Below are 21447 nucleotides of genomic sequence, written 5' to 3' on the forward strand. Positions count from 1 at the left end.
GTGAACACGGCGCGAGATACCGGGGGTTTGCGGTGAAGTGCGACAGAATGCGTCTCGACCGCTACCCCCAACACCGAGCGGAGCCGTTGTGCCCAGCTATGAGCCGAGCGTCGTCGTTGCCGACGAGTCGCCTCTTCTACGTGCTGGACTCACCGACCTGCTCGCGCGCGGTGGCTATCAGGTGGTCGCCGACGCCGGTGATGCCGAGGCGCTCGTCCAGGCCGCGACCGACACCCTGCCCACGTTGGTCGTGACCGATGCCCGGCTGGGCACGGGCCCGGAGGACGAGGGGGTCGGCGCCGCCATCCGGCTCCACGAGAAGGTGCCGGAGATGGGCATCGTGGTGCTCGCCGACTCGGTCGAGACGGGCTCCGCGGCCGCCGTCTTCGCCAGCACCGGCACCGGCGGCCTCGGCTACCTGCGCAAGTCCCGCGTACGCACCGTCCCGCACTTCCTCGACGTCGTCGGCCGGGTGGCCTCGGGTGAGGTCGTCGTCGACCCCGAGGTCATCTCCCGGATGGTCGAGGCGTCTCCCGACGCCGACCCCGAGGCGATCGCGAGGCTGACGATGCGCCAGAGCGAGGTGCTGGGCCTGATCCACGCCGGGTTTCCCGACCGCGCGATCATCAGCAGGTTCTTCAGCGGCCGCCGACAGTTCGAGCGGTGTCTGAGCGAGATGTTCCTCGCGTTCGGGCTGTCCAGCGACGTCGAGCACCGTCGTACGCCGACACCGCTGACCCACCTCGCATCCGGCTGAGGTGGGGCCCCGGGTCGCCCCGGGACCCCCACGTCTCAGTGCTGGTAGGTGCCCATCACCACGGCGCGGGCCAGCGCCTTGAAGGCCAGGTTGAAGGAGACCACCGCCGGGGTGACCCCGTCGTCCACGCCCAGCGTCTCCTCGCCGACCGCGTGGACCACGAAGTAGTAGCGGTGGACCTGGTCACCGGCCGGCGGCGCGGCGCCGCCGAAGTCCTTGGTGCCGAAGTCGGAGGCGACGTGGAACGCCTTGCCCGGAAGCTCGGCGTCCGCGGCCCCGGCACCGGCCGGGAGATCGGTCACCTCGGCGGGGACGTCGACCAGGGCCCAGTGCCAGAAACCGCTGGGCGTGGGCGCGTCGGGGTCGAAGCAGGTGATGACGTAGGACTTCGTCCCCTCCGGCGCACCGCTCCAGCTGAGCTGCGGGGAGGTGTTGCCGCTGGCATAGACCTGGTCCTGCTTCAGCGGCTGTCCGTCGGTGACATCCGCGCTGGTCAGCGTGAAGGAGGGGAGGGCGGGCATGAGCGAGTAGGGATCCGGCTTCACCGGACGATCGAGAGCCATGCCCACCAACGTAGCCCACGGAGGTAGTCCGCGAATCGACCCGTTGTCCGGCAGCCTCCGGGTGTTGGGCGAGGATGTACCCATGAGTTCAGAGCATGCCGTTCCCTACCCCGCCGGCCTCATCCTCGAGGGTCGTCGGGTGGTCGTCGTCGGTGGTGGCCGCGTGGCGCAGCGGCGCGTGCCGGCGCTGATCGCGGCGGGTGCGCAGGTCGAGGTCGTCTCGCCCTCGCTGACCCCCGCCCTGGAGGGGCTGCTCGGCTCGGGCGAGATCACCTGGCACCAGGCCCGCTTCTCGGCCGACGTGCTCGACGGCGCCTGGTACGTCATCGCCGCGACCCAGAACGCCGACGTCAACGAGGAGGTCTCGGTCGCTGCCGAGGAGCGACGGATCTTCTGCGTACGCTCCGACGACGGCACGCAGGCCACCGCCTGGACCCCGGCGACCGGGCAGGACGGCGACCTGACGATCGCCGTGCTCGCCAACCGTGACCCGCGGCGCTCCGCGGGCGTACGCGACCGGATCCTCGACGGCCTGCGCTCCGGTGACCTCATCGCTCCGCACGAGCGTCAGCGGGTGCCCGGGGTGACCCTGATCGGTGGCGGTCCGGGCGACCCCGGGCTGATCTCGGTCGCCGGCCGCAAGGCCCTGATGGAGGCCGACATCGTGGTCGCCGACCGGCTGGCACCGCGCGAGCTGCTCTCCGAGCTGCCCGCCGACGTCGAGCTGGTCGACGTCGCCAAGCTTCCCCGCGGCCGCTCGGCCCAGCAGGAGGAGATCAACCGGATCATCGTCGAGGCAGCCCAGGCGGGCAAGGCGGTCGCGCGCTTCAAGGGCGGCGACAACTTCATCTTCGGCCGTGGCTTCGAGGAGGTGCTGGCCTGTCGTGAGGCCGGCGTGCCGGTGCACGTCATCCCCGGCCTGACCTCGCCGGTGACCGTGCCCGGTGTCGCCGGGATCCCGGTGACCCACCGCGGCGTCGCGCACGAGTTCACCGTCATCTCCGGTCACGTCCCGCCGGACGACCCCACCTCGCTCACCAACTGGTCCGCGGTCGCCGGCCTCGGTGGCACCCTGGTCCTCCTCATGGCCGTCCAGAACGCCCCCGCGATCGCGACGGCTCTCCTCGATGGTGGGCGCGACCCCGGCACCCCCGTCGCGGTGATCTGCGACGGCACGATGCCCACCGAGCGTACGGTCCTGGCGACCCTCGAGAGCCTCGAGAAGACCCTGGCCGACGAGAACGTCCAGCCCCCCGCGATCATCGTCGTCGGCGAGGTCGTCCGCGTCGCCCACCCGGACTCGTTCTAGGCGGCGGATGATCCCCACCGGTGGGGACGTACGGATGTGTGGGGCAGACATGTCCAGACCTACGCTGGACCCCTCATGGCAACCCTGATCGAGATCTCCGACCCCGCCGACCCACGGCTCGCCGACTACCGCGACCTGCGCGACGTCGAGCTGAGGAAGTCGTTGGAGTCGTCCGAGGGGCTCTTCCTGGCGGAGGGCGAGAAAGTCGTACGCCGGGCCGTGACCGGAGGCTTCGAGCCGCGCTCGTTCCTGATGGCACCGAAGTGGCTCGAGGGGCTCGACGACGTGCTCGCCACGACGGATGCGCCGTGCTACGTGATGAGCGAGAAGGCCGCCGAGGAGGTCACCGGGTTCCATGTGCACCGCGGAGCACTGGCCTCCTTGAAGCGGCGGCCGCTGCCGTCGGTGGAGTCGGTGCTGGAGGGGGCGCGCTCGGTTCTGGTGCTGGAGGACATCGTCGACCACACCAACGTCGGCGCGATCTTCCGGTCGGGTGCCGCGCTGGGGTTCGACGCCGTCCTGCTGGCGCCCCGCTGCGCTGACCCGCTCTACCGCCGTTCGATCAAGGTCGCGATGGGAGCCGTCTTCGCGCTGCCGTGGACCCGCCTCCCGGACTGGTACGAAGCCCTCCCGACCCTTTCCACCGCCGGCTTCACCACCGTCGCCCTGACCCTGGCCGATGACGCCGTCGACATCGAGAAGGCCGTCGAAGGCGTCGACAAGGTCGCCCTCGTCCTCGGCTCGGAGGGCCACGGCCTCTCCCCGCGCTGGCAGCAGGCCTCCGACCGCCGCGCGATCATCCCGATGTCCGCCGGCATCGACTCCCTCAACGTGGCCGCCGCCACCGCCGTCGCCTGCTACGTCACCGCCCGCCGCTAGCCGGCCGAGGCGTCAGCGCCGTCGGCCGAAGCGTCACGTACGTCGGCCGAGTGGGCAGTTCAGTGCCAACTCGGCCGACGGGGGTGACGTCTCGGCAGGGTTAGAGCTGCCACCAGACGGTGGTGTTGGCGGGGATGTCGACGGTTCCGTCGGCCACCGCGACGGGCTCGTTGGAGAGGAGTACGTCGCCGGGGGCGGCGATGCGTGCGGGGTCCTTGGTGGTGTTGACGGTGCACGCGAAACCGGAGCGCTCGAACCAGAGGACCCCGGCGGGGGCCTCGTCGTGCCAGGTGACCGCGTCGCCGGCGCCGAGGCCGGAGATCTCGCGACGGATCGTCAGCGCCGAGCGGTAGAGCTCGAGGGTCGAGCCCTCGACGCCCGTCTGGGCCTCGACGCTCAGCTCGCCCCAGGACGACGGCTGCGGCAGCCAGGAGCCGCCGTCGCCGAAGCCGTAGGACGAACCGGTCCGGGTCCAGGGCAGCGGCACCCGGCAGCCGTCGCGGAAGCCGTCCTGGCCGTTGGCGCGGTGGAAGGACGGGTCCTGGCGGACCTCGTCGGGCAGGTCGGTGACGTCGGGCAGGCCGAGCTCCTCGCCCTGGTAGAGGTAGGCCGAACCCGGGAGCGCGAGCATGAGCAGTGTCGCCGCGCGCGCCCGGCGCAGCCCCAGCGGGCGGTCGCCGGCCGTGCGGATCTGGGTCCCCGACCCCGGAGGGTTGGCGAACCGGGTGGCGTGCCGGGTGACGTCGTGGTTGGACAGCACCCAGGTCGCCGGAGCGCCGACCGGACGCATCGCGTCCAGGGAGCTGTCGATGACCTTGCGCAGCGCGCCGGCGTCCCAGGCGGTGTCGAGGTACTCGAAGTTGAAGGCCTGGTGCAGCTCGTCGGGGCGTACGTAGTTGGCCGACCGCGCCACCGTCGGCGTCCACGCCTCGGCGACGAAGATCCGGCCCGGGTAGTCCGCCAGCACCTTCCGCCACGACCGGTAGATCTCGTGGACGCCGTCCTGGTCGAAGAAGGGCATCACGTCGTTGCCGAGCAGGTGGAGCTGGTCGGCGTGGCCGATCGAGGGCAGGCCCTCGGCCTTGACCAGGCCGTGGGCGACGTCGATGCGGAAGCCGTCGATGCCGAGGTCGAGCCAGAACCGCAGGATGTCCAGGAACTCCGCGGCCACCTCGGGGGAGTTCCAGTTGAAGTCGGGCTGCTCGGGGGCGAAGAGGTGGAGATACCACTCACCGTCCGGCACCCGGGTCCACGCCGGACCACCGAAGATCGAGTCCCAGTCGTTGGGTGGCTCCGAGCCGTCGGGCCCGCGTCCGGGCAGGAAGTGGTAGCGCGAGCGCATAGGCGAGCCCGGCCCCTCCGCCAGCGCCTGCTGGAACCACACGTGCTGGTCGGAGGAGTGGTTGGGGACGATGTCGGCGATGATCTTGAGCCCCAGCTCATGGGCGGCAGAGATCAGCGCGCGAGCGTCGTCCAGCGTCCCGTAGCGCGGGTCGACCGCACGGTAGTCGGAGACGTCGTAGCCGCCGTCGGCCTGCGGCGAGGCGTAGAACGGGCTCAGCCAGACCGCATCCACGCCCAGCGAGCGGAGGTAGGGGAGTCGGGACCGAATCCCGGGAAGGTCGCCGGTGCCGTCGCCGTCGCTGTCGGCGAAGCTGCGCGGGTAGACCTGGTAGATGACGGCGTCGCGCCACCATTCGGTGCTCATGAGAGGAACCTTTCAGCCCTTGACGCCGCCGGCGGTCAGACCGGTGACGACGTGTCGTTGGACGAGGTAGAAGAAGACGGTCACGGGGATGGCGATGAGGACGGCGGTGGCGGCCATCAGGTTCCACTGCGCGTCGTGCTCGCTGATGAAGCTCTGCAGCCCGACCGCGAAGGTGTACTTGGAGTCGTCGAGCAGGAACGTCGAGGCGAACGCGACCTCGGCGAAGGCGGTGATGAAGGCGTAGAACGCGGCCACCGCGAGACCGGGGCGGGCCAGCGGCAGGATGAGCCGCCAGAACGTACCGAACGGGGTGAGCCCGTCGATCATGCCGGCCTCGTCGAGCTCGACCGGGATGGTGTCGAAGTAACCCTTCAGCAGCCAGGAGCAGTAGGGGACGATCGTGGTGCAGTTGACCAGGATCAGGCCGAGGTGCGAGTCGACCAGGCGGAGCCGGGAGAAGATCTCGTACATCGGCACGATCAGCACCGCGATCGGGAACGCCTGGGTCAGCAGCAGCACCCACATCAGCGGCCGGTGGCCCGGGAACCGCATCCGGGAGACCGCGTAGCCGGTCGTCGCCGCCGACATCACACCGAACAGGGTCGTGCCCCCGGCGACCACCAGCGTCGACCACAGCCAGTTGAAGAAAGCGGTGTTGGTCAGCACGAACGAGTAGTTGTCGAACGTCGCCTTCGCGAAGATCCCGCCGGGGTGGAGGTAGTCGTCCTTGTCCGGGCCCAGGGACAGGTAGACGAGCCAGACGATGGGGAACAGCGCGATCAGGGACGCCACCGTGAGGGTGACGTGCGTACCCACCCGGGCGACCGGCCCGAGCTCGCCGCGTCGGCGCTGCCGGTTTCGGGGCGTGAGCGTGCTAAGCGAGCTGGTCATTGCGTTTCAACCACCGGTAGTAGAAGGACGTGAAGACGATCAGGATCGCGAGCAGGAGCACGCCGTACGCCGCCGACATGGCGAAGTCACGAGGCTGCTGCCCGAACCCGAGTCGATAGGCCCAGGTGACCAGGATCTGCGCGTCCGGCGCGGTGTTGCCGAAGAGCAGGAAGATGATCGCGAACTGGTTGAAGGTCCAGATCACACCGAGCAGGACGACGGTCGAGCTCACCGAGGACAGCCCCGGCAGGGTGACGTGGCGGAACCGCTGCCAGGCGCTGGCGCCGTCGATCTCGGCCGCCTCGTAGAGGTTCTCGTCGATCGACTGCAGCCCGCCGAGCAGGGAGAGCATCATGAACGGCACGCCGCACCAGGTGTTGACCATGATCGCGGCCGTACGCTGCCAGGTCGGGTCCTCGAGCCACCTCGGCTCGGCGAGACCGATCGTGCCCAGCATCGTGTTGATGACGCCCGCGTCGGCCAGCATGATCCGCCAGGCGAAGACGGTGACGAACGTCGGCACCGCCCAGGGCAGGATCAGCAGCAGCCGGTACGCCACCCGCCCGCGCAGCCGCTGGTTGAGCAGCATCGCCAGGCCGAGGCCGATCGCGTAGTGCAGGACGACGCAGGTGACGGTCCAGACGATGGTCCACACGAAGTGGGACCAGAAGCGGTCGTAGGCCGCCGGACCCCACAGGATCTCGGCGTAGTTGTCCAGACCGATGAACTTGTACGTCGCATCGATCGTGTTGACGCCGATGGTGCGCGCCGAGTTGAGGCTGTTGGCGTCGGTCAGGGTCAGGTAGAAGCCGCGCAGGAGCGGGTAGCCGACCAGCACGCCGAGGACGATCACGACGGGCGCGACCATCGCGTAGGCGTACCAGTAGCGGCGGTAGGAGTCGCGCATGCGCTGGACGGGGCGGGGCGCCCGCCGCCGAGACCGCGGGGTCTCGGCGGCGGGCGCTGGTGCTGTCAGAGTCATCGGCTCACTTAGACGGTGTCAGTGGAAACGGTGTCACTTGGAGAAGTCGGGCAGCAGGTCGGCGAAGGCCGTCTCCAGCGTGGCGACGCCCTCGTCGAGGGTCTCGGCGCCGGAGGCGATCTTCGGCAGCTCCTGGTCCATCGGACCCCACAGCGAGGAGTACTCGGGCAGCTCGGGTCGCGGCTGGGCGGCCGGGAGCACGGTCTGGAAGCCGGCGATGCCCGGGTCGGCCTTGACCTCGTCGGTGTAGGCGTCGTCGCGGGTCGGGAGCGTGGAGTTCTTCAGCGCGATCTGGGCCTGGGTGTCGGCCGAGGTCATGAACTTCACGAACGTCGCCGAGGCCTCCTGGTGCGCCTCGTCCGAACCGGCGTAGATCGACAGGTTGTGGCCGCCGGTCGGGGCGCCGGCCTCGCCGGTCGAGCCGGCCGGGACGGTGGCGATGCCGAGGTTGTTCTTGTCGGAGAACGCCGAGCCCTTGTAGAAGTTCGTGATCTCCCAGGGGCCCTGGATGATCGCGGCGACCTTGCCGTTGACGAAGGCGTCCTGGATGTGGGCGTACGCGTCGGCGGTGGTGTCCGCCTTGTGCAGGCCCGCGCCGTCGAAGAGACCCTGCCAGGTGGTCAGGCCCTTCTTGGCCTCCGGGGAGCCGATGGTGATCTTCTCGGCCTCGGCGTCGACGGTGTCGGTGCCCTCGCCGTAGAGGAACGGCTGCGCGTAGTAGGCCGAGGCGGAGCCCCAGTAGCCATCGACGCCGGTCTTGGACTTGATCGTGGCGGCGTCCTTCTTGAGGTCGTCCCAGGTGGCGGGGGCCTCGGTGATGCCGGCCTTCTCGAAGAGCGCCTTGTTGTAGACCAGAGCCAGAGTGTCGGTGACGAACGGGACGCCGTAGGTCTTGCCGTCGAACTCGGCCTGCTTGATCAGGTTGGGCTGGAAGGCGTCCTTCTCCTCGAGCGCCTCGGTCTCGTCGAGGGGAGCGAGGTAGCCCTTCTGCGCGAACGCGGGGGTCCAGCCGACCTCGGCACGCAGGACGTCGGGGGCCCCGCTGGCGCCGGCGGCGGTGTCGAACTTGTTCTGTGCCTGGTCGAAGGGCACGTTGACGTACTTGACCTTGATGTCCGGGTTGGCCTTCTCGAAGTCCTTGACGAGGGCCTGGTACGTCGGCGCCTCGTTGGTCGCGTTCGAGGTGTCCCACCAGGTGATGGTGACCGGGCCGTCGCTGCTGTCGCCGCTGCTACCGCCACATGCCGATGCCGCGAGGGCGAGCGATGCCGCCACTGCGGTGGCCACGATGCCACGTCGCATGAGTTCTCCTTCGATATGGGGCCGGGCGAGGAAGCCGCCCGGTGGTGTGACGAAGGTAACCCCGCGTCGAGGAGAATGTAAGAGGCTTTCAGCAAAAGTTGCAAACTTGCTGAAAGTTCTTGCAGGCCGTGTAGGGAGGGGGCATGATGTGACCGTGCCCATAACACCAGCCTCCGCCCGTCTTGCTGACATCGCGGCCCATGCGGGCGTGAGCGAGGCGACGGTCAGTCGCGTCCTCAACGGCAAGCCCGGGGTCGCTGCGGCCACCCGGGAGGCGGTGCTGGCGGCGATCGACGTCCACGGGTACGAGCGCCCGGTGAAGCTGCGCCAGCGCAGCGAGGGGCTGGTCGGCCTGATCACCCCCGAGCTCGACAACCCGATCTTCCCTGCACTCGCGCAGGTCATCGCGCAGGGACTGACCCGGCAGGGCTACACGCCCGTGCTCGCCACGCAGACCCCCGGCGGCTCGACCGAGGACGAGCTCACCGAGATGCTCGTCGACCGCGGCGTCACCGGGATCATCTTCGTCTCCGGTCTGCACGCGGACACCACCGCCGACATGACGCGCTACGAGAAGCTGCGCGCCCAAGGGGTGCCGTACGTCCTCCTCGACGGCTTCACCCCCGACATCAAGGCGCCGTTCATCTCGCCCGACGACCGCGAGGCGATGCAGCTGGCCGTCACCCATCTCGCCACGCTCGGTCACACCAAGATCGGCCTCGCCGTCGGCCCGCGCCGCTTCGTGCCGGTCCAGCGCAAGATCGAGGGCTTCGTCGCGACCATGTCCGACCGCTTCGGCCTCAGCGCCGAGGAGGTCGAGAAGGGCCACATCCGCGACTCGCTGTTCACCCTCGAGGGCGGTCAGGCCGCGGCCTCCGAGCTCCTCGACGACGGCTTCACCGCGATCGTGTGCGCGAGCGACATGATGGCGCTCGGCGCGATCCGTGCCGCCCGCTCGCGCGGCCTGCGCGTTCCCGAGGACGTCTCCGTGGTCGGCTACGACGACTCCCAGCTCATCGCCTTCACCGACCCGCCGCTGACCACCGTCCGCAAGCCCGTCCATGCGATGGGCCAGGCCGCCGTCCGCGCCATCCTCGACGAGATCGCCGGCACCGGCACGCCGCACTCGGAGTTCGTCTTCCACCCCGAGCTGGTCGTTCGCGGCTCAACAGCCTCCGGCCCCCGCGTCAACCCCTGATCCCGCCGAGAAGTCAGAATCTGACGCCGAGAGGTCGATTTCTGGCCTCGACGAGTCGATTCTTGAGGTCGAGATATTCGGGCTTCGACTATCGGTGGGTCACCAGCGACGGTTCGTCATGGGTGCCTTGAGAGCCGCGCGTAGCTCGCGCAGCCAACGATCGAGGTTGTCGCCGGTGAAGTCGCCGCGACGTACGACGATCACGGTCCAGCCATGGTCCAGCAGCCATCGGCGCCGTTCCGCGTCGTACCTGCGCTGGTCCGCCGTCAGGTCATGCGCGTCGATGCCGTCGTACTCGACGCACACGCGGGCGTGCTCGTAGGCGAGGTCGAGCCGGTAGGTCGGCACCTCGTCGATCTCGATCCAGAACTGGGGCCGCGGTGACGGCAGCCCCGCATCGTGGATGGCGAGGAGAGTCCAAGCCTCTCGCGCCGACTCGACCCTCGGTTCGACCACTGGCGCGAGCTCCTTGAGCTGTCGTACGCCTCGGCGCCCGCGGTAGCGCGGCAGCATGCGCAGGAAGTCGGCTGCCACCAGGCCGTGCTCCCGGGCCAGCGCACACATCGCGGCGAACGCCTCTCGCCGACGGAGGTTGCATCCGAGGTCACAGCCTGTGCGGATCGGGACGGTGACGGTGACGCCGCCGATGGTCATGATGTCGGCTGGCAGCAGGTCCCTGATGTGGCCATCGATTCCCGTACGCCGAGACCGGGTGTGCCCGCGCGGGGCACAGGTCTCGAGGTCCACATCGAGGTCGAGCTCCGCGTAGGTGAGGACGTCGACTCCGTGGATGAGTGCCGCCGTGCGGTCGATCACCACATGATGGGGCGCCACGACCCGAGCAACTGCCGCAGCTCGCGTGTGCGGCGTGTCCGGTGTGCTCGCTGGGACGAATGCGCCCTGCACCACGCGGCGTACGACGCCGTCGTCGATCATGCGGTAGACGTCGTCTGCGCTGATGCCGATCTCGGCGGCGTCGGCAAGGCTGAAGGGGCTGTCGGGCACGGTGAGTGTGGTCATGAGGCCAGCCTCGACGTGACTGCCGACAGTCCTGAGCCCGTCGTCGGCGCCTGGGGATAACCGCGTCCCGAGCATCACCTGTGGACGGCAACCGGCCCGGAATCCTCCGAGTGACACTCGGCTCCAAGAATCGACCTCTCACGGTCAAAGACCGACTCTTCGGCGCCAGATTCTGACTCTTCGCGGTCAGGAAGTGACCGGTCGGGAGGGGGCGGCGTGCGGCTGGCAGGATGGGCGCGTGACGATTGTGGCTGCTGCTGATGGTTCGGCGCTCGGGAACCCGGGGCCCGCGGGGTGGGGTTGGTATGTGGACGAGTCCACCTGGGCCTGCGGCGGCTGGCCGCACGGCACCAACAACCAGGGCGAGCTGACCGCGGTCCTCGACCTGCTGCGGCAGACGGCGCACACCGGCGAGCCGCTGCTGGTCTACTGCGACTCCAAGTACGTCATCAACTCGGTCACCAAGTGGATGGCCGGCTGGAAGCGCAAGGGCTGGAAGAAGGCCGACGGCAAGCCCGTCCTCAACGTCGAGATCATGAAGGATCTCGACGCCGCGATGCAGGGCCGCGACGTCCGGTTCGAGTGGATCAAGGGCCACTCCGGGCACCCGCTCAACGAGGCCGCCGACAAACTCGCCAACGGTGCCGCCCTGGCCTACCAGCAGGGTCGTACGCCGGACCCCGGTCCGGGATTCGCGGGAGCCGTCGAGGCGCCCGCCGTCGCCCCGCAGCTCGCGCGACCCGAGCCCGAGCCGGACGACCTGCTCGGCCTGCTGAGCTCGGAGCCGGCCGCGAGCGAGCAGAGCGCGGCGTACTCCTTCTCCGCCGACCAGAGCCGGATCGACCCCGACTGGGTGCACCGGATGCTCGCGCAGTCCTACTGGGCCGGCGACCGCACGCGGGAGGTCCAGGACGCGGCCAACAAGGCCTCGCGCTGCTACGGCGTCTACGACCCGGCCGGCAACCAGGTCGGCTTCGCCCGCGTGGTCAGCGACCTCGCCACCTTCGCCTGGCTGTGCGACGTGATCGTCGACCCCGGCGTACGCGGCCAGGGGATCGGCAAGCTGCTGGTCGAGGGCGTCGTCGCCGACCTCGAGCCCTACCGCATCAGCCGGACCCTGCTCGCCACCGAGGACGCCCACGAGCTCTACGCGAAGTACGGCTGGGAGCCCCTGCCCGCGCCCGAGCGCTGGATGATCCGCACCCGCTAGCAGGCGCCCCGGCTCAGGGCAGCGCGCCCGTGGTGGCGGGTTCGACCGGGGCGGCGTCGCGACGGCGGCCGACACCGACGACACCCCACGCGACCAGGGTGAACGCCGCGGCGATGCCGGCGACGTAGAACGAGACGACCAGGTAGCCGTCCTGGACGTGCGGGTTCAGGAACGGGTAGGGATACCACCATCCCTCCCCGGTGAGCGGGGAGACGACGTGCTCGCCGCGGAGCAGGGTGTAGACCACCCACAGGAGCGGCCAGGCGATGACGACCGCGACCGTACGCCACGGGAGCCGCCGGCGCGGGGGAGCGAAGAACAGGTCGAGGATCAAGAAGATCGGTCCGATCAGGTGGAGCACCTCGTTGGCCCACGGTGTCGTGGCGAGCGCGATGCTCCGCAGCAGCAGGTTGTAGACGAGGCCGGTGATGGTCATGAACGTCGTGCCCGCCGCGAGCAGCACCGCGATCCAGACCGGCTCCGGGCCCGTCCGCGTCAGGGCCCAGACCGCGCCGGCGACGAGTGCGGCCAGCGCGAAGAGGTTCGACTGGATCGTGAAGTAGCTGAAGAAGTTCACCACGACCGTTGCGGTGCTGGACCCTTCGGCGGGCACCGTACGCAGGGCGTTGCGGAACTCGGTCAGGACGGCCGCGAGGATGAGCGCGGCCATGGCCAGGCGCAGGATGGACCAGGTCTTCGTCACGGACTCACCGTAAGGCCGAGGCGGGCCGATCGGCGTCGTATTCGGGATGAGCCGCGCCGTGTCCTCGTGCTAGCTTCGTCCCGATCGTGATTCGAGGCCAGGAGGTGAGACCCGTGTACGCAACGTCATCAGCGGGTGCTCCCCGCCCTCCACGATCGCGCGGCTGAGCCGGACTCCCGTCCGAGCCACCGGGAGCGCCTGCGGCACCTTCCGAGAGGCGACTCCCATGAACACGACATCATCAACCCCCACCGGCCACGAGCGCGCGCTGGTCCTCGGCGGCGGCGGATCGGCCGGCAACGCCTGGCTGATCGGCGTCGTCGCCGGGCTGCACGAGGGCGGGCTGGACGTGACCGAGGCCGATCTGGTCATCGGCACCTCGGCCGGCGCGACGGCCGCGGCTCAGCTCGGTGCTGCGAGCCCGGCCGACCTGCTGGCCGCCACTCTCGCGGCGCCGGCACCCCAGCCCTCGGCGAGACCGGCCGGGCTCAGCCCCATCGGCCCGGCCCACCTCGAACGGACCAACGCGATCATCGCGGCCTCGGCGGACCTGGCCGACATGCGGCGTCGGGCCGGTGCGGACGCGATCGAGCTCGCCGCGGCCTCCGGGCCGGCCGGGCGGGAGCGTTGGCGGGAGACCGTCGCCGCCCGGCTGCCGAGCCCGCACTGGCCGGAGCGTGCGGTCCTGCTCACCACGGTCGACGCCGACACCGGGGAACCCGTCGAGCTCCACCGCGACAGCGGCGTCGACCTGGTCGACGCGGTCGCCGCCAGCTGCGCGGGCGGCCCGGCGTACGCGATCGGCGCTCGCCACTTCATCGACGGCGGCTACCGGCGCTCGAGCGAGAACGCCGACCTTGCCGCGGGGTACGAGCGGGTGCTCGTGCTCTCCCCGCTGGGCGGCCGGACCCGGCACCCGGCCGGATGGCGCAGCGAGCTCGCCGCTCAGGTCGAGGAGCTGCGTGCGAGCGGGAGCACCGTCGAGACCGTTCTCCCCGACGAAGGCTCGCTGGCGGCGTTCGGCGACAACATGATGAACCCTGCGACCCGGCCGCCCGCGGCCCGCGCAGGCCATCGCCAGGGGCTACGCCTTGCTGGGGAGATCGCCGGGTTCTGGACCCGATGAGGGCAGCCGCGGCGTACCTTTCCTGTCACCGGGAAAACCGACGAGGGCGGTCGAAACCGGCCGGACCCGTTCGTGGAGCGAGTGGGGGTGGCGATGGGCGCTGCCCGACATCAGGAGGTGGCAGATGAGCAGGTATCTGATCTCGTTCCGCGACGAGGCGATGGACTACCGCGAGGAGGACGTGGCGGACATCGCCGCGGCCGCCTCCGAGATGACCCGTGAGGCCATCGAGGCCGGCGCGTTCGTCTTCGGCGGCGGGATCAAGGGCGGTCACGAGGACGCCTGGACGGTCGACGAGGCCGGGGTGGTCACCGACGGCCCCTACCCGGAGAGCAAGGAGCACCTCGGCGGCTTCATCGTCGTCGACGTCGACTCCCTCGACGAGGCGCTGATGTGGGCGCGGAAGTGCGCCGCGGCGTGCCGCGCCACCATGCAGGTGCGCGAGCTGCTCCCCGGGGCCGAGTCGCGTTGACCACGATCGGGGTCGTCGGCGGCGGGATCCTCGGGCTGGCGGTGGCGCGGGAGATCCTGCGCCGCCGTCGTGCCGAGACGGTGATCGTCTTCGAGAAGGAGGCCACGCTCGGCGCCCATCAGACCGGCCACAACTCCGGCGTGGTCCACGCCGGCATCTACTACAAGCCGGGCAGCCTCAAGGCCCGGCTCTGCACCCGCGGCCGCGATCTGCTCAAGGACTTCGCGGCCGAGCACCGGATCCCCTTCGAGGAGTGCGGCAAGCTCGTCGTCGCGGTCGAGGAGTCCGAGCTGGACCGGTTCGACGCGCTGGAGAAGACGGCCACCGAGAACGGCGTCCCGGGGCTGCGACGGGTCGGTCCCGAGGAGATGAAGGAGATCGAGCCGTACGCGGCCGGGCTGGCCGCCCTGCACTCACCGCGGACGGCGATCATCGACTACGTCGCGGTGACCGAGGCGTTCGGCCGGAGCGTCACAGAGGCCGGGGGAGAGGTACGCCTCGGCCAGGAGGTCACCGGCGTCGACCGCGTCCCCGGCGGGATCGAGGTGGAGACGCTCGCCGGCCGGACCCGGGTCGACCACCTGGTCGTCTGCGGTGGCCTGGAGTCCGACCGGCTCGGCGAGCTGACCGGCGGTCCGAAGGCGCCCCGGATCATCCCGTTCCGCGGTGAGTACATGCAGGTCAGCGAGGCGAAGCAGGATCTGGTCCGGGGCATGGTCTATCCGATCCCCGACCCGCGCTACCCGTTCCTCGGGGTGCACTTCACCCGCCGGGTCAGCGGTGGTCTCGAGGTCGGGCCGAACGCCTTCCTGGCACTCAGTCGCCGACGCTACGGCCGCACCTCGCTGACCCCGCGCGACGTCGTCGACACGCTCGCCTGGCCGGGGTTCTGGCGGTTCGCCGCCGAGCACTGGCGCACCGGCCTCACCGAGCTGCGCGGCGTACTGTCCAAGGAGGCCTACATGCGGCAGGCCCAGCGCTACGTGCCCGAGATCGGCGCCGCCGACGTCGAGCGCGCGGGCCTGGGGCTGCGGGCCCAGGCCGTCGAGCGCGACGGCTCCCTGGTCGACGACTTCGTCATCCACCACGCCGACGGCCTCACCTCGGTGCGCAACGCGCCGAGCCCGGCCGCGACCTCCAGCCTCGCCATCGCCGAGTACGTCGTGGACCGGATGGGCGAGCGGAGCGGCCCCTAGTCGACGGGGTCGCCTCCGGCGGGCCAGTCGGCCGGGTAGTCCTTGGCCAGGCGGTCGTGCTCCTTGGTGAGCTTCTTGCGGGCCTTGGCGGAGATGCGGTCGCCGAAGACGGTGCCGTTGGTGTGGTCGGTCTCGTGCTGCAGGCACCGGGCCAGCAGGCCGTTGCCCTCGAAGTGGACGGGCTTCCCGTCGAGGCCGAGACCGTCGACCGCGGCCCAGTCGGGGCGGGCGCAGTCCACGAAGGCGCCGGGGAAGGAGAGGCAGCCCTCCAGGTCGACGTCGAGGTGGCGGTCCTCGCCCTCGGGCAGGGTCAGGACCGGGTTGCAGACGATGCCGACGGTGCGCTGCCCGGTGGCGTCGGGGCAGTCGAAGACGAAGATGGCGACGTCCTCGCCGATCTGGTCGGCTGCCAGGCCCACGCCCTCGGCGGCGTACATCGTCGCGACCATGTCGGCGGCCAGCTCGGCCAGCGCCGCGTCGAAGACCTCGACCTTCTTCTTGGGCCGGTGCATGACCGGGGTGCCCCAGCGGGTCATCGGCCGCACCTTCCCGCCCTCGGGCAGGGCGCCGTGCGGCGCGAGCGGGGCAGCGGATTCGAGCGAGGAGTCGGCCATGCGCCAACCCTATAAAGAAGCTGTACGTCGTTTGTTACCGCCATCACCACCCTCAACTGTAGACCGCGTTGTAACTCCCAGTTACAGTTCTACCCATGAGTATCCTCCAAGGCCTACGTGGTGGGAACGCCAACGGCGTCCCGTCCGGTGAGTCGCGTGACCCGATCGGGTTCGCCGTGGCTGGTCTGCGCAAGCTCTCGCAGAGCGCCGCGCTCGACCGGCTCGGTGTCCGCAAGCAGACCGAGCAGGTCGTCTTCACGGTGACCCGCAGCGGGTTCAAGACGATCGCGGCGACCAGCCGTGCGTTCAAGAAGAAGGGCAAGCCGGGCGCCCCGGGCGTCCGCGTGCCCAACGCCATCCCGAAGGGCGTCTTCGACCTGACCCCGAGCGAGGACGAGCAGATGCTCGTCGACGTGGTCACCGAGTTCGCCGCCGAGGTCGTACGTCCGGCGGCGGCCGAGGCCGACGAGGCCTGTGCCGCGCCTGACGAGCTGCTGAAGTCGAGCCTGGAGATCGGGCTGCCGATCCTGGGTGTCCCCGAGGAGCTCGGCGGCATCTCCGAGACCCGCTCCGCGGTCGCCGGCACCCTGGTCGCCGAGGCGCTCGCCCACGGCGACCTCGGCCTCGCCGTCGCCGCCCTCGCACCCGGCTCGGTCGCGACCGCCCTGGGTCTGTGGGGCACCGACGAGCAGCAGCAGACCTATCTGCCGGCCTTCACCGAAGGCTCGGTCCCGGCCGCCGCGTTCGCGCTCAACGAGGACAAGGTCCTCTTCGACGTGCTCTCCCCGTCGACCACTGCGACCCGGACCGCCGACGGCTACGTCATCAACGGCGCCAAGTCGCTGGTCGCCCGTGGTGCCGAGGCGGAGCTGTTCGTGGTCGGCGCCACCCTCGAAGGCAAGCCGGTCCTGTTCCTCATCGAGTCCTCCACCGAGGGTCTGACCATCGAGTCCGAGCCCGCGATGGGTGTCCGCGCCGCCTCGCTGACCAAGCTCACGCTGAGCGACGTGAAGGTCCCCGCGGCCGCCGTCCTCGGCGAGACCGACGGCTCGACCTACACCGAGGCCGTGCGCCTGTCCCGTCTCGCCTGGTGCGCGCTCTCCATCGGCGTCGGCCAGGCCGTCCTCGACTACGTGACGCCCTACGTCAAGACCCGCGAGGCGTTCGGTGAGCCGATCGCCCACCGTCAGTCGGTGGCGTTCATGGTCGCCAACATCGCGATCGAGCTGCAGGCGATGCGTCTAGTGACTTATAAGGCCGCCAGCCGGGTCGCCCAGGGCATCGACGCGACCCGCGAGATCGCGCTGGCTCGCAAGCTGTGTGCCGACAAGGGCATGCAGATCGGCCTCGACGGCGTCCAGCTGCTCGGCGGTCACGGCTTCGTCAAGGAGCACCCGGTGGAGCGGTGGTACCGCGACCTGCGTGCGATCGGGATCATGGAAGGCACGGTGCTGGTCTGATGGCCATCAATCTGGAAGACCCCAAGAAGCTCAAGCCGCTGCGCGAGCAGGTCCACCAGGTCGCGATGAACATGCTGCGACCGATCTCGCGCAAGTATGACAAGGCCGAGCACGAATACCCCACCGAGCTCGACATGCTCGCGGCGATGGCCGACGGCCTGGCGGAGTCCGGTCAGGGTGAGGGCGCAGGCGCCACCGGCGTACGCCGCGACTCCAAGCCCGACGACGGCAAGGTCAAGAACGGCGCCAACATGTCCTCGGTCCTCTCCGTCTCGGAGATGTGCTGGGGCGACGTCGGGCTCACGCTGGCCATGCCGCGCCAGGGTCTGGGCAACTCGGCCATCGCGTCGGTGGCCAACGACGAGCAGCACGAGCGCTTCGACGGCATCTGGGCCTCGATGGCCATCACCGAGCCCGGCACCGGCTCCGACTCGGCCAACATCAAGACCACCGCGACGCTCGACGGCGACCACTACGTGCTCAACGGCGAGAAGATCTTCGTCACCTCCGGTGACCGCTCCGACGCGGTCGTGGTGTGGGCGACTCTCGACAAGGAGCTCGGCAAGGCCGCGATCAAGTCGTTCGTGGTCGAGAAGGGCACGCCCGGGATGAAGGTCGAGCGTCTCGAGCACAAGCTCGGGATCAAGGCCTCCGACACCGCCACGATCACCTTCACCGACTGCCGGGTGCCTGCCGAGAACCTCCTCGGCAGCCCCGAGATCAACGTCAAGGAGGGCTTCGCCGGTGCGATGGCCACCTTCGACAACACCCGTCCGCTGGTGGCCTCGATGGCGGTCGGTTGCGCCCGGGCAGCGCTCGACTACACCCGCGACCTGCTGTCCAAGGCCGGTGTGGAGATCGACTACGACCGCCCGGCTCACCTGCAGTCGGCGGCCGCGGCGAAGTTCATCCAGCTGGAGTCGGACTACGAGGGGGCGTACCTGCTCATGCTCCAGGCCGCCTGGATGGCCGACAACCGCCAGCCCAACTCCAAGGAGGCCTCGATGGCCAAGGCCAAGGCCGGCCGGATGGGTTCGGACGTGACCCTGTCCTGCGTCGAGCTGGCCGGCACCATCGGCTACTCCGAGGGTGAGCTGCTGGAGAAGTGGGCCCGCGACTCGAAGATCCTCGACATCTTCGAGGGCACCCAGCAGATCCAGCAGCTGATCGTGGCGCGCCGGGTCCTGGGGCTCTCCTCCGCCGAGCTCAAGTAGAACCCGGGCCGAGTCGGCTCGTCCTGACCGGAATCGATGCCGAGTCGGCGCGTTATGACGCGCCGACTCGGCATGCGGGTTCGGGGCGACGGTAGGGTCACCGGCCGTGAGCGTACTCGTGGTGTCGGCGACCAGGGCCGAGGCGGCCCATGTTCCTTCGGGGCTCAAGGTGGTGATCACCGGGATGGGGAAGGTGGCCTCCGCCTCCGCGGTCTCGCGCGTGCTGGCGGCCGACAAGACCATCCGGCAGGTCGTCAACATCGGTTCCTGCGGTGCGCTGCGTGACGGCCACACCGGTGTCTATGAGGTCGGGACCGTGCTCAACCACGACTTCTCGAGCGCAGCCATCCGGGCGCTGGGTCACCCGGTCGAGGACGAGCTGGAGGTCGGGGAGTCGGACATCGTGTGCGCGACCGGCGACCTCTTCGTCACCGACCCGGCCGTCCGCGCCGAGCTCGCCCGGCGCGCTCACCTGGTCGATATGGAGGCCTTCGCCGTCGCCTGGGCCTCCCGGGAGGCCGGCGTCCCGGCGCGGATCGTGAAGCACGTCTCCGACAACGCCGACGAGAGCGCCCTCGAGTGGGCCGCCGTCGTCGACCGATCCGCCCGCGACCTGGGCGCCTGGCTCGCCGCGAACGTGTGACGTAGGCCCCTGTCCGGGCATGTCGGCGCGACCCGATGCCAGGTCCTACTCATCGGTAGCATCACAATTCAGGCGTGGACGCATCGCAATCGGGAGTGGCCGAGCTGCTCCGGTCCCGTCTCGGCGGGAACAGTGGGAACAGAGATGACGGGGCGACCCTGGCCCTCGTGATCGAGGGTGGCGGGATGCGGGGGATGCTGTCGGCGACGATGGCGGCGGTGCTCGCCGACCGCGGCCTGATGGATGCGGTCGACATGGTCGTCGGCACCTCCGCCGGCGCCGCCAACGCGACCGCGGTGGCGGCCGGGACGATCGGCGCCTTCAGCGAGTCGTACGCCTCGGTGTTCGCCTCGCCCGAGTACATCGGCGCCGGGCGGATGCTGCGGCGCAAGTCGATGGTGGACACCCGCGGGATCACCGCACGCTCGGCGGAGCTGTTCGAGTGGTCGCTCGCGCTGCGCGAAGGGGCGCCGAGGCTGGCGGCGGTGGCCACCGACGTGGTGACCGCGAAGGCCGTCCCGCTCACCGACTTCACCGACGCCACCGACCTGGCCGACTCGGTGATCGCCTCGAGCCAGCTGCCTCTGGCCGGCGGCCTCCCGGTGACCGTACGCGGTCGCCGCTGGCTCGACGGCGGGCTGGTCGAAGCGGTGCCGGTCGCCTCGGCGGCGGCGCTAGGGGCGACGCACGCGATCGTGCTGGTGACCCGCCCGTTCGGCACCGCGCCCAGCTATGGCCCGGCGGACCGGGTCATCGAGCGCTACCTGCGCCGGGTCAACCCCGAGCTCGGCGACCTCTACCGCGGCCGGCCGGACCGCTACCGCAGCACGGTCGCGGAGATGCGGGCCGGCGGCTACGCCGGCGTGCGTACGCTGACGTTCGCGCCCGCCGCGGACGACCCGATCCCGGGGCGCACCGAGACCGACATCCACCTGTTGCGGGTGGCACGCGAGGCAGCGACCGCCACCGCGACCCGGATGCTCGCCGAGGCGGGCCTCGTCTGAGGCTTCGGCCTACGCCAGGGACCAGGTCGCGCCCGCCGACGGGCTGGCGATCAGGTGCCCGGGGGCGCCGTAGCCGGCCTCGGCGAAGGCCTTGTCGATGGCCGTGCTGACCGACTCGACGGCCTCGGCGGGGAGGATCGAGACGATCGACCCCCCGAAGCCGCCACCGGTCATCCGGGCGCCGTCGGCACCAGCCTCGACCGCGGCCGCGACGGCCAGGTCGAGCTCGGGGACGGAGATCTCGAAGTCGTCGCGCATCGAGGCGTGCGAGGCGGCGAAGAGCTCGCCGATCGCCGACCAGTCGCCGCCGCCCAGCGCGGTCACGGTCGGCTCGACGCGGGCGATCTCGGTGACGATGTGGCGCGCCCGGCGGCGTACGACCTCGTCGCCGAGCGACTCGACCCGGTCCAGGGTGGCCTGGCGCAGCGAGCGCAGACCGAGGTCGGCGGCGGCCTTCTCGCACTGGGCGCGCCGCGAGCCGTAGCCGCCGTCGGTCAGCTGGTGCTTGACCCGGGTGTCGGTGACCAGGATCGTGCGTCCGCCCAGCGCCAGCGGGACGTTGCGGTGCTCGCCGGAGTCGAAGTCGATCAGCAATGCGCCACCGGCCTCGGCGAAGACGGCGACCGACTGGTCCATCCCGCCGGTCGGCGCGTTGGCGACCTCGGTCTCGGCCCGGATCCCGGCCGCGACGACGGCCCGCTGCAGGTTCTCGTCGAGAGCCCGGCCCGCGATGCCGAGGGCGGCCACCGCGGTGGCGCACTCGACCGACGCCGAGGAGGACAGGCCCGCACCGAGCGGGACCGAGGACTCCAGGTGCATGTCCAGGCCGCCGCTCACGAGCCCGGCCTCGCGCAGCGTCCAGAGCACCCCCGCGACGTACGCGGCCCACCCCTCGATCTGCGGGCCGAGCTCGTCGACGTGGCCGGTGAACGGCTCCGGCTCCTGGGCCGAGGCGATCCGGATCACGCCGTCGGTGCGCGGCGCGGCCGCCGCGTAGGTGGCGTGGGGGAGCGCGACCGGCAGCACCAGCCCGGCGTTGTAGTCGGTGTGCTCACCGATCAGGTTGACCCGTCCCGGTGCCCTCCCGACCACCGTGGCCTCGGCGCCGAAGGTGGTACGCAGCGCCTCGACGGCACGGGTGGTGAGATCGGTCGGTTCGAGCATGGTGCAAAGTCTGCCCGGTCGCTCCGCGGCGG

Annotated in this window: 21 protein-coding genes; 12 read left to right on the forward strand and 9 right to left on the reverse strand. The window is 70.4% G+C overall.

The window, feature by feature from the left end; all coding sequences use genetic code 11:
• The first annotated feature begins 88 nt into the window (after nt 1-88).
• Nucleotides 89-757 carry a response regulator gene (locus ACZ6WN_RS12910; protein ID WP_465865043.1) on the forward strand — a complete coding sequence of 223 codons (669 nt, stop codon included), beginning with the start codon at nt 89-91 and terminating at the stop codon, nt 755-757.
• A gap of 35 nt (nt 758-792) precedes the next feature.
• Here the strand turns inward: ACZ6WN_RS12910 and ACZ6WN_RS12915 are convergent, their stop codons facing one another.
• Complete coding sequence (locus tag ACZ6WN_RS12915) at nt 793-1320, reverse strand: YbhB/YbcL family Raf kinase inhibitor-like protein (protein ID WP_465865044.1); 528 nt, start codon at nt 1318-1320, stop codon at nt 793-795.
• 82 nt (nt 1321-1402) lie between these two features.
• On the opposite strand from ACZ6WN_RS12915, the gene cobA reads away from it, so the two are divergent.
• Nucleotides 1403-2629, forward strand: a complete 1227-nt coding sequence (gene cobA / locus ACZ6WN_RS12920; protein ID WP_465865045.1) for a uroporphyrinogen-III C-methyltransferase — start codon at nt 1403-1405, stop codon at nt 2627-2629.
• 75 nt (nt 2630-2704) lie between these two features.
• Nucleotides 2705-3508: a TrmH family RNA methyltransferase gene (locus ACZ6WN_RS12925; RefSeq protein WP_465865046.1), complete on the forward strand. Its 804-nt coding sequence runs from the start codon at nt 2705-2707 to the stop codon at nt 3506-3508.
• A 100-nt stretch (nt 3509-3608) separates the two neighbouring features.
• Here the strand turns inward: ACZ6WN_RS12925 and ACZ6WN_RS12930 are convergent, their stop codons facing one another.
• From ACZ6WN_RS12930 to ACZ6WN_RS12945, 4 genes are read right to left on the reverse strand one after another with little or no spacing between them, the layout of a single operon-like run.
• Entirely contained in the window at nt 3609-5216 is a 1608-nt protein-coding gene (locus ACZ6WN_RS12930) for a glycoside hydrolase family 13 protein (protein WP_465865047.1), read from the reverse strand.
• A gap of 12 nt (nt 5217-5228) precedes the next feature.
• Nucleotides 5229-6107 (reverse strand): sugar ABC transporter permease, encoded by an 879-nt coding sequence (locus ACZ6WN_RS12935; protein ID WP_465865048.1) that lies wholly within the window; start codon nt 6105-6107, stop codon nt 5229-5231.
• Nucleotides 6091-7089: a carbohydrate ABC transporter permease gene (locus tag ACZ6WN_RS12940; protein ID WP_465865049.1), complete on the reverse strand. Its 999-nt coding sequence runs from the start codon at nt 7087-7089 to the stop codon at nt 6091-6093. The genes ACZ6WN_RS12935 and ACZ6WN_RS12940 overlap by 17 nt, the downstream gene beginning before the upstream one ends.
• A gap of 33 nt (nt 7090-7122) precedes the next feature.
• Nucleotides 7123-8391, reverse strand: a complete 1269-nt coding sequence (locus ACZ6WN_RS12945; RefSeq protein WP_465865050.1) for an extracellular solute-binding protein — start codon at nt 8389-8391, stop codon at nt 7123-7125.
• A 154-nt stretch (nt 8392-8545) separates the two neighbouring features.
• Here ACZ6WN_RS12945 and ACZ6WN_RS12950 point away from each other — a divergent pair, with 154 nt between their 5' ends.
• Nucleotides 8546-9589: a LacI family DNA-binding transcriptional regulator gene (locus tag ACZ6WN_RS12950; RefSeq protein WP_465865051.1), complete on the forward strand. Its 1044-nt coding sequence runs from the start codon at nt 8546-8548 to the stop codon at nt 9587-9589.
• A gap of 99 nt (nt 9590-9688) precedes the next feature.
• Here ACZ6WN_RS12950 and ACZ6WN_RS12955 read toward each other — a convergent pair whose 3' ends face one another.
• On the reverse strand, nt 9689-10609 hold the full coding sequence (locus tag ACZ6WN_RS12955; protein WP_465865052.1) for an endonuclease domain-containing protein: 921 nt from the start codon (nt 10607-10609) through the stop codon (nt 9689-9691).
• Nucleotides 10610-10847: 238 nt separating this feature from the next.
• Between ACZ6WN_RS12955 and ACZ6WN_RS12960 the strand changes: the two genes are divergently transcribed.
• Nucleotides 10848-11819, forward strand: coding sequence for a GNAT family N-acetyltransferase (locus ACZ6WN_RS12960; RefSeq protein ID WP_465865053.1), 972 nt, complete (start codon nt 10848-10850; stop codon nt 11817-11819).
• 13 nt (nt 11820-11832) lie between these two features.
• Here ACZ6WN_RS12960 and ACZ6WN_RS12965 read toward each other — a convergent pair whose 3' ends face one another.
• A complete protein-coding gene (locus ACZ6WN_RS12965; RefSeq protein WP_465865054.1) occupies nt 11833-12522 on the reverse strand; it encodes a Pr6Pr family membrane protein in 690 nt (229 codons plus the stop codon).
• 226 nt (nt 12523-12748) lie between these two features.
• Between ACZ6WN_RS12965 and ACZ6WN_RS12970 the strand changes: the two genes are divergently transcribed.
• The 3 genes from ACZ6WN_RS12970 (at nt 12749) to lhgO (ending at nt 15316) form a co-directional block, all read left to right on the forward strand.
• Nucleotides 12749-13648: a patatin-like phospholipase family protein gene (locus tag ACZ6WN_RS12970; protein WP_465865055.1), complete on the forward strand. Its 900-nt coding sequence runs from the start codon at nt 12749-12751 to the stop codon at nt 13646-13648.
• A 124-nt stretch (nt 13649-13772) separates the two neighbouring features.
• Nucleotides 13773-14120, forward strand: a complete 348-nt coding sequence (locus ACZ6WN_RS12975) for a YciI family protein (protein ID WP_465865056.1) — start codon at nt 13773-13775, stop codon at nt 14118-14120.
• On the forward strand, nt 14117-15316 hold the full coding sequence (lhgO, locus tag ACZ6WN_RS12980) for an L-2-hydroxyglutarate oxidase (RefSeq protein WP_465865057.1): 1200 nt from the start codon (nt 14117-14119) through the stop codon (nt 15314-15316). Before ACZ6WN_RS12975 ends, lhgO begins: the two co-directional genes overlap by 4 nt.
• On the opposite strand, the gene def is transcribed toward lhgO, so the two are convergent.
• A complete protein-coding gene (gene def, locus ACZ6WN_RS12985) occupies nt 15313-15930 on the reverse strand; it encodes a peptide deformylase (protein ID WP_465865058.1) in 618 nt (205 codons plus the stop codon). The genes lhgO and def overlap by 4 nt on opposite strands.
• Before the next feature lie 95 nt (nt 15931-16025).
• Here def and ACZ6WN_RS12990 point away from each other — a divergent pair, with 95 nt between their 5' ends.
• The 4 genes from ACZ6WN_RS12990 to ACZ6WN_RS13005 all read left to right on the forward strand — a co-directional run bounded on the left by ACZ6WN_RS12990 (nt 16026) and on the right by ACZ6WN_RS13005 (nt 20251).
• Complete coding sequence (locus tag ACZ6WN_RS12990) at nt 16026-17390, forward strand: acyl-CoA dehydrogenase family protein (RefSeq protein WP_465865059.1); 1365 nt, start codon at nt 16026-16028, stop codon at nt 17388-17390.
• The gene (locus ACZ6WN_RS12995; protein ID WP_465865060.1) at nt 17390-18604 is read left to right on the forward strand and encodes an acyl-CoA dehydrogenase family protein; all 1215 of its coding nucleotides are present in this window, start codon (nt 17390-17392) and stop codon (nt 18602-18604) included. Before ACZ6WN_RS12990 ends, ACZ6WN_RS12995 begins: the two co-directional genes overlap by 1 nt.
• Nucleotides 18605-18710: 106 nt before the next feature.
• Nucleotides 18711-19247, forward strand: coding sequence for a nucleosidase (locus tag ACZ6WN_RS13000; RefSeq protein WP_465865061.1), 537 nt, complete (start codon nt 18711-18713; stop codon nt 19245-19247).
• A gap of 74 nt (nt 19248-19321) precedes the next feature.
• Complete coding sequence (locus ACZ6WN_RS13005; RefSeq protein ID WP_465865062.1) at nt 19322-20251, forward strand: patatin-like phospholipase family protein; 930 nt, start codon at nt 19322-19324, stop codon at nt 20249-20251.
• Nucleotides 20252-20260: 9 nt separating this feature from the next.
• Here ACZ6WN_RS13005 and galK read toward each other — a convergent pair whose 3' ends face one another.
• Nucleotides 20261-21415, reverse strand: a complete 1155-nt coding sequence (gene galK, locus ACZ6WN_RS13010) for a galactokinase (RefSeq protein ID WP_465865063.1) — start codon at nt 21413-21415, stop codon at nt 20261-20263.
• Nucleotides 21416-21447 lie beyond the last annotated feature (32 nt).

It is taken from the genome of Nocardioides sp. NPDC054178 (assembly GCF_055585005.1).

Coding starts and splice junctions, on each gene's coding strand:
- ACZ6WN_RS12995 (WP_465865060.1), top strand. CDS start 17,390: ATGGCCATCAATCTGGAAGACCCCAAGAAGCTCAAGCCGCTGCGCGAG.
- ACZ6WN_RS12955 (WP_465865052.1), bottom strand. CDS start 10,609: ATGACCACACTCACCGTGCCCGACAGCCCCTTCAGCCTTGCCGACGCC.
- def (WP_465865058.1), bottom strand. CDS start 15,930: ATGGCCGACTCCTCGCTCGAATCCGCTGCCCCGCTCGCGCCGCACGGC.
- galK (WP_465865063.1), bottom strand. CDS start 21,415: ATGCTCGAACCGACCGATCTCACCACCCGTGCCGTCGAGGCGCTGCGT.
- ACZ6WN_RS12990 (WP_465865059.1), top strand. CDS start 16,026: ATGAGTATCCTCCAAGGCCTACGTGGTGGGAACGCCAACGGCGTCCCG.
- ACZ6WN_RS12925 (WP_465865046.1), top strand. CDS start 2,705: ATGGCAACCCTGATCGAGATCTCCGACCCCGCCGACCCACGGCTCGCC.
- ACZ6WN_RS12915 (WP_465865044.1), bottom strand. CDS start 1,320: ATGGCTCTCGATCGTCCGGTGAAGCCGGATCCCTACTCGCTCATGCCC.
- ACZ6WN_RS12970 (WP_465865055.1), top strand. CDS start 12,749: ATGAACACGACATCATCAACCCCCACCGGCCACGAGCGCGCGCTGGTC.
- ACZ6WN_RS12930 (WP_465865047.1), bottom strand. CDS start 5,216: ATGAGCACCGAATGGTGGCGCGACGCCGTCATCTACCAGGTCTACCCG.
- ACZ6WN_RS12935 (WP_465865048.1), bottom strand. CDS start 6,107: ATGACCAGCTCGCTTAGCACGCTCACGCCCCGAAACCGGCAGCGCCGA.
- ACZ6WN_RS12975 (WP_465865056.1), top strand. CDS start 13,773: ATGAGCAGGTATCTGATCTCGTTCCGCGACGAGGCGATGGACTACCGC.
- cobA (WP_465865045.1), top strand. CDS start 1,403: ATGAGTTCAGAGCATGCCGTTCCCTACCCCGCCGGCCTCATCCTCGAG.
- ACZ6WN_RS12945 (WP_465865050.1), bottom strand. CDS start 8,391: ATGCGACGTGGCATCGTGGCCACCGCAGTGGCGGCATCGCTCGCCCTC.
- ACZ6WN_RS12940 (WP_465865049.1), bottom strand. CDS start 7,089: ATGACTCTGACAGCACCAGCGCCCGCCGCCGAGACCCCGCGGTCTCGG.